Below are 7,282 nucleotides of genomic sequence, written 5' to 3'. Positions count from 1 at the left end.
TCGCTACCCACTTCCAGGCCACCCTCGACCTGGTCGAAACCCTTGACTGGCTACGCGCCGTCCCCGACCACCAAGATCTACGAGACAGAACCTAGACCTAGACCGCGGCAGTGGGCGACAGTGCCATCCTCTGCCAGTTGCGGAACACGAAGCGGTGCACCGACTTCAGCCCGACCCAGAGCGCCGGCTCCAGCGCGACCCGGCCATACCCACGGACGGTGACCGTCGTGGTCCGGATGACCCGTGTGCCGCCGTTCACCGGCGTCAACTCGAACAGGTCACCGAGCTGGTCGACGAAACGGTGGAAGTGGAGGTTCGTCGACTCCATGTGGAACGCCAACCGGGCCGGCGGCTCCCACACGGTGATCCGCTGCCGCACCACACCCTGCTCGGAGACGCACTGCCGGGCGGCACCGACCTCGCCCGGCCCGTCGGGCAGTCGGCACGACGTGGGTCGGGGCGTACCCAGGTAGAACACCGGGCAGCGCGGCTGCAACTCCAGGCGCGAGTCGCAGAGCGCCGGCCACAACACGTCGGGCGAGTGGGGCATGGTCCATCCGGTCCGCACGATCACCGTCACACCGTAGGCCGGGCATCCACGGCGGCGCATCGACCCTCCGGCCCGTCCACGTTCCGGCACCGCGCGCCGCCACCGTCCAATGCGGACGAACGCACAACCTCGCGCGTCGGGACCTTCTTCCAACGAAGGCGGATTATTTACTCCGTAGATGGAGCAGCCCTCTTGTGCTAAGAGAAATTGAAATCGCACCTGTCCGAAGCTGAAATGTAGACAACCTCCGGCATCGGGTGACTGAGGCCGAAGTGTTTATTGATCCATCCAATCACGGCCGCCCGCAAGCCCTCCGGTTGATATTGCGTCAGGACCAAAGTCACCGAAGACACTGCTACGACCACCGCAGCGCCAGGCTTGAGAGACTCGATATCAGACGCAACATCCAGAACACCAAGCCTGATCATCTCAAGGTCGCCAGCATCAAGGTGTGGTTCATCCACCACAAGAAGACATTACCACTCAGCCACGCACCGCTGAATGGCTCCCCGTCCGGATAGTAATGTCCAGCCTGGATCCTGACGTAGATGCCCCAGCCGGCAAGTCGGACCCGGAAGAGGTGTTCGGTCTCTCTACTCACGAAAAGTCCAACTTGCCAAAGACTCGGGCGCTGAAGAAGCGCCCCATCAATAACGTTCGGAGATTATTCAAGGGACAGGTCACCGGCATAAGCCGATATCGACGTCACGGCCGCCGCGTCCGCCTGCACCTGGATACGAGCCGATCCCCACAGGACTTCCAGCATCAGCGAATCATCCTGCGAGGCCAGCTCCATGCTGGCCCAACCGCAGTGGTTCCAGCCCGCCAGGGAGAGGTCCTTGATGCCAATCATCGTCAGGCCGACCTGCACGACGTTGAAGCCCTGATCGCGCCATTTTCGCGGCGCATTCGTCGGAAACTCCGGCAGATCGAATCTCAGGACGGCCGACGGGCCATCCCGCTGGAGCACAACCTCGTGCAACAGGATCTTCTCCAACGAAGGGGGGTTATCCGCTCCGTAGATGGAGCGGACGCCGCGCGGGTCTTCGACTAAATCCAACCAAGTGGGCACGGGCGTTACCTCACAAAAGGATAGTGGTCGGTGGTCCCCGGAACGTGTCCCGTTCTCGTATTCTCCGGCGGCCGGACGTTGAAGTGTGGACCCTGGTTACCGACCCCGCCGTCGAATTGGTGACCAGCGGCGTGGTCCTGGATGACCACCTTACTGCCGTCCGGTCTGGTGTAGACGTATTCCCGCGTAATGATCGGCCGGTTGTTCTCGTCCAGAATCCGCCTGCCCCACTTGTCCGTCATCGGCACACGGTTGACTGCATCCGGATGCTGCGATCGCGGTATACCCAGGTCACGCTTCGCTTGGTTCAGAGCACCATTCCGGCCGACCTGGCCGGACGGGACACACGGCGCGAGACCGAACGGGTCGATGAGATCAGTAGGGTTGTCGACATAGGCGTAGGGGTTCGGGGCCGGAACGAGTCCGAGCGGGTCAGGAGACTGGTATCGGCCGGTCACCGGATCGTAGTAGCGGTGGTAGTTGTGCGAGGCGCCGGTTTCCGGGTCGTGGATCTGGCCGGGAAAGCGCAGCGGGCAGTCGACCCCCGTGGTGCTGGTGTGGGTCGGGATGCCCCAGATGGTGGTGCGCTGTTGCCAGGCGATTGCGCCGTTCGGGTCAACCAGTTCGGTGGGTGTGCCGACCAGGTCGGTCACGATCGCGTAGAAGCGGCGGTCCACCTCGTCCTGGTCGGTCGAGGCGTCGGTCTGGCTGATCGGAGTGAACGTGCCGGGGGCGTACTCCCAGGTGCTGGTCCGGTCGCCGCCGTCGCCGCGGTGGGTCTGCTCGATCAGGCGCGGGCCGTCCCAGGCGAAGTCGACCTGCTCGACCACGCCGCCGTCGGCGTCGAGGCGCTGCTTGGCGACCCGACGGCCGAGGGCGTCGTATCGGTAGCGCCAGCGGGTGCCGTCCGGGGTGGTGACGGCGGTCAGCCGGTCCTCGCTGTCCCAGGTATAGCGCCAGGTCGAGGGCTTGGTCGAACGCTCCTTGCGCTGCCGCAGCGTGACCCGGCCAGCGGCGTCGTGTTCGTAGCGCACGTTCCCGGCCCGCCGGATCAGCGTGCCGGTGTATTCCCGCTCGCCCCGAGCCCCGGCGTCGCCGTCCGCACCGGGCCAGGCGGCGCTGGCCACGTTGCCGGCCTCGTCGTAGGCGTATCGCTCGGTCCAGTCGGCGGCCTGCACGGCGGTGATCCGGCCGGCCCGGTCCAGCTCCAGCCGGCGATCCCCGGTGACCTGGTCGGCGAGGCCGGTCAGGTAGCCGTCAGCGCGATACTGGTAGGCCCGGTGGGCGACCAGGTCCGGCACGTCGCTGACGGCAGGGCTCGCCGTGAGGATCTGGGAGAGCAGCCGGTGGTTGGCGTCCCAACTCTGGGTCAGCGCGAGACTGCCGACCGCCCGCCGGGTCTCCCGGCCAGCCGCGTCGTGGGTGAAGCTGACCGTCGCGCCACCGGTGTGCAGAGCCACCGGCCGGTGCCCGGCGTCGTACTCCCAGGCGCTGTCGACGCCCGCGGGGGTACGCCTGTGCGTCCGTCGGCCCAGGGCGTCGTAGGACGAGGTGACGGTCTGCCCGTCGCGGATCTCGGCCAGCACCCGACCCGACGGATCCCGCTCGAACCGGAGCTCCACCTCGGGTGAGCTGGCGTGCAGTAGCCGGCCGCCCGGGTCGTACCCGAAGGTGGTGACGCCCTCGACGGTGCGTTTCTCCACGACGTTGCCCAGCAGGTCACAGACCAGCTCAATGGTCTGCCCGGCGCCGTTGGTGCGGGCCACGAGTTGGCCGGCGGGGTCGTGCGTGTAGGTCTGCGTCCGGCCGTTGAAGTCGGTTTCGGCAACCAGCCGCCCACCGGGGTCGTAGTCGTAGCGCCAGACGAGCCCCTGCGGATTGGTGACCGTGGTGAGGCGCAGCTCGGTGTCATAGGTGAAGGTCAGCCGGGCGCCGTCCGGGCCGGTACGCGCCACTGGCAGGTCGAAGGGGCCGATCTCGAACTCGGTCGTCGCCCCGGTCTGGCTGGCATGGGTGACCAGGTTTCCTTCCGGGTCGTAGGTCCATTCCTCGCTCGCCCCGTCCGGACTTCGCCGCCACGCCAGCCGCCCCTCGACGGTCCAGCCGAGATGAGAGGTGCCGCCTACCGGGTCGGTTATCTCGACGACCCGTCCGGCGGAGTCCCGCCGGTAGGTCGTCGCCGCGCCGGTGGGCTCGGCGACCTGGCTGATCAACCCCGCCGGATCCGTGGCCACCACCAAGTCGCTACCCAGGGCGTCGGTCACCTCGCTGAGGTGACCGCTCTCGCCGTAGCGGTAGCGGGTGGTTGCGCCGATCGGGTCGGTGATCATGGTCAGGTTGCCGCGCTCGTCGTACTCGTAGCGCCAGATCGCACCGTCGACGTCGGTGACCACGACCGGCTGCCGCAGCTCGTTGTACGACGCCGACGCCCGGCTGCCGTCCGGGCGGGTGACCTCGACCAGGTTGCCGTCGTCATCGTAGGACCAACGAGTCGTCCGCCCGAGAGCATCGGTCTCGGACAGCTTCCGATCAAACCCGTCCCAGGTGAACGACGTGACATGACCCAACGGATCGGTGACTCGCTCGGTTTGGCCACGCTCGGTCAGCTCGTAGCTGGTGGTGTGGCCGAGCGAGTCGTGTACCGCGGTCGTCCGGTTGGCCGGGTTGTAGTGCAGCCGCGCGGACAGGAACCCGCCCGAGCCGGTCGCGGCGACGCAACGGCCCTGCTCGTCGTAGGTGTAGTGGTACTCCTGCTCGTTACGGTCCTGCCAGCGGACCAACCGGCCAGCATCGTCATAGCCGAACCGCAACGGCAACCCCGACCCGTTCACCACCTCCGCGAGATGACCGTCCTCGTCATAGCCGAACCGCACCAGCGTCCGGGCCCCACCGGAAGGTTCGGCGTCCAGCAGACTCAACGCCGCCACCTGACCGTGCAGGGTATCGACAGCGATCCGGTACCCACCGCTGTGCCGCACTTCCGTGATCACACCGTCGCGCCAGTCCACGTCGAGCCGATGACCATTGCGGTCCGTCACGGCAACCAGGGGCAACACCCGAACAGGGTCACCGTCACCCTCCGGCTCAGGCCCGGGATGACCGCCGTCTGGCTCGGGTTGGTCAGGCACCGCCTGGAAATGCAGCGCGCGACCGGTCTCCGGCTGCTCGACCCGGAAACCGTCCGCGGTTGGGATGAGCGGCCAGCGTGGACCAGCCTCCGGCATGACCTGCGCCTCGACACCGGCAGGCGTCGGGTAGGACAGGACCATGCCGTCCTCGGCGACGAAGCAGACGCCTTGGCCGTCGACCTCGACCCGCTGATCAAGGGTGGACGCCCAGGACGGCCCGAACCACCGACCCACCCGATATGACGACAGGTGGGTGCGGGACAGGACGAGCGGGAGCAGGCCGGGCAGTTCGGCGTCGGTCTGGGCGAGCACCACCTCACCGCTGGCCACATCGATCGGGTCACCGGCGCACTTGCGCAACCCCAGCGGAATGCTCGGGCGGGGCATGTTGGGCAGCGCCGCACGCACCTTGGGAAGGCCCCGGGCGAGGGTCGGCAACCCCCGTTTCGCCAGCGCCAACACCGGTCTGCCGAGCATCGCCAACCGACCGATGGGCACGACAGTCAACACCGTATCGATCAACAGGTTCGTGAGACTGCCCTTGCCAGTCGCCGCGTACAGCGACGCGTCGATCAGCAGCGCCGCCGCACCAGTGGCGATCGCGATTGGCCCCATGATCGGCGCGAGGATCGGAATGAACGACAACAGCCCGGCGACCAGAGAAACGATCTTCAGAGCGCCGGACAGTTGCGCCAGCAACTCCTGGTTATCGCGGACGAAGTTGGTGAACTGACCCTTCAGATCCCACCACTTCGGATTCTCCTTGAACCGCAAACCCTTGGCGTCATTCACCACCCGCACACAGTCACGCACCGCCGTGGCCAACTCACCGCGTAGCGCACCGGCCTGGGCCACGCACTCGTCCCAGTCGCGCTGCGCCTGCGACAATGCCGAACCCGCCGCACCCGCATCCGACCGATACGAATCCGGCTCCGGCTTCGCGTCCGGCGGCCGGTCGGCGACCTCCTGCTCATGACGCTTGTCGGCCTGCTTCGCCCGATCCGCCCGGCCCCGCGCGGCCTGCAACGCCGCCCACAGACCCGGCGCCCGCTGCGCCAACGGACGCATCCGCTCCTGCAACGACGACAACGAATCCGCGAACGTCGTCAGGCCGGACGACACCCGCCCGAACGCATCACCGGTGACCCGCAAATGCCCCGGCATCTGGGCATTCAGCCCTTCCCGGAACAGATCACCCTCGGGACCCACGAACTGACTCGTGTCCAGACCCGTGATCTGCGCGGCCGCCTGCGTCGCGGCCGAACCGAAACCAGACCACTTCGACGCCGACGACCGAATCGCCGACGGATCACCATCCATCCGAAACAGATGCGCCGGAAAATCAGCCACCGCGCCGGACCTCCCCGTGTCCACGCCAACCAGCCGCACGACTCATCGAACATAGACGCAGGACGAACTCCGACGTCTAATTCAGTCGTAGATCTTCCTGAAGGCAAGATCCGACGATGGTGAAATGGCGGAACAATCCGGACCTGCCGGAGGCTGCGTCCACGGGGGCCGCTACCGGGGGCACGTGGGGCGCGACCTCGTATCAGGCCACCGTCAGCGCCTCGACGGTTGGTGAACCTGCCTGGACAGCACGTCTAGGACACGAGGGCGTCGACCTCCACCCGGGTGCAGCCGCTGGCCGGGCTCTCGCTGAGCGTGATGACCGCGTCGAGCCGGTCTCTGGCCTGCCGGAGCTGGGCGATCTGCTGATCGATGCGGTCGCGTTCCGCGCGCAGCAGGGCCCGGGACTCCGGGGTGTTGACATTCGCGTCGACGCAGGGCAGCAGGTCCAGGATGGTCCGGCTGGACAGGTTGGCGGCGTACAGCATCTGGATCAGGTGCACCCGATCGACCGCGCTGTCCGGGTAGTGGCGTTGGCCGCCGCCGCTTCGCGCGGCCGCCAGGAGCCCCTGCTCCTCGTAGTAGCGCAGCGCTCGCACGGACACCCCGGTCTGCGTGGCCAGTTCACCGATGCGCATGACCCCTCCCCCGGCCGGTGACACCAGTCACACAACCTTGTCTCTCACGTGAACGTCAGGTTCTACCGTAGCTCGCGTACGGCTCGTGATTGAACCTGCCAGGAGGCGCCAATCATGAAGATCACCGGTTCGATCGCGCTTGTCACCGGCGCCAACCGTGGCCTCGGCCGGCACTTCGCCCGGCAGTTGCTGGAGCGCGGGGCGACCAAGGTGTACGCCACCGCCCGTAACCCGGAGCGGATCGACATCCCCGGCGTCGAGACGCTGCGGCTGGACATCACCGACCCGCGTTCCGTCGAGGAGGCGGCTTCCATCGCCTCCGACGTCACCCTGCTGGTCAACAACGCCAGGATCCTCACCCCCACGAACCTCGTCACCGGCGACCTCAGCAAGATCCGGGCCGAGATGGACACGCACTTCTACGGCACACTGAGCATGGTGCGGGCGTTCGCACCGGTGCTCGGCGCGAATGGCGGCGGGGGGATCCTGAACGTCCTGTCGGCGTCGTCATCTTTCGTGACCATCGGGGAATCAGAGCGTGACG

Annotated in this window: 5 protein-coding genes and 1 pseudogene; 1 reads left to right on the top strand and 5 read right to left on the bottom strand. The window is 67.0% G+C overall.

The window, feature by feature from the left end; all coding sequences use genetic code 11:
* Positions 1-97: 97 nt before the first annotated feature.
* The 5 genes from AB0A95_RS32605 to AB0A95_RS32585 all read right to left on the bottom strand — a co-directional run bounded on the left by AB0A95_RS32605 (position 98) and on the right by AB0A95_RS32585 (position 6,738).
* Positions 98-574 (bottom strand): hypothetical protein, encoded by a 477-nt coding sequence (locus tag AB0A95_RS32605; protein WP_357559583.1) that lies wholly within the window; start codon positions 572-574, stop codon positions 98-100.
* A gap of 173 nt (positions 575-747) precedes the next feature.
* Entirely contained in the window at positions 748-1,014 is a 267-nt protein-coding gene (locus AB0A95_RS32600; RefSeq protein WP_357559582.1) for a hypothetical protein, read from the bottom strand.
* A gap of 200 nt (positions 1,015-1,214) precedes the next feature.
* Positions 1,215-1,622, bottom strand: a complete 408-nt coding sequence (locus AB0A95_RS32595; protein WP_357559581.1) for an Imm50 family immunity protein — start codon at positions 1,620-1,622, stop codon at positions 1,215-1,217.
* Between the two features lie 5 nt (positions 1,623-1,627).
* Positions 1,628-6,070 (bottom strand): HNH/endonuclease VII fold putative polymorphic toxin, encoded by a 4,443-nt coding sequence (locus tag AB0A95_RS32590; RefSeq protein WP_357559585.1) that lies wholly within the window; start codon positions 6,068-6,070, stop codon positions 1,628-1,630.
* A gap of 284 nt (positions 6,071-6,354) precedes the next feature.
* Complete coding sequence (locus AB0A95_RS32585) at positions 6,355-6,738, bottom strand: MerR family transcriptional regulator (protein WP_357559580.1); 384 nt, start codon at positions 6,736-6,738, stop codon at positions 6,355-6,357.
* A 114-nt stretch (positions 6,739-6,852) separates the two neighbouring features.
* Between AB0A95_RS32585 and AB0A95_RS32580 the strand changes: the two are divergent.
* A pseudogene (locus tag AB0A95_RS32580) lies at positions 6,853-7,254 on the top strand (SDR family NAD(P)-dependent oxidoreductase); the annotation flags it as partial.
* Positions 7,255-7,282: the final 28 nt, after the last annotated feature.

Origin of the sequence: Micromonospora sp. NPDC049230 (assembly GCF_040647875.1) — a bacterium.
Classification (GTDB): Bacteria; Actinomycetota; Actinomycetes; order Mycobacteriales; family Micromonosporaceae; genus Micromonospora.
Note: the sequence above shows the minus strand (reverse complement) of the source record. Positions and strands in the feature narration are given on the sequence as shown.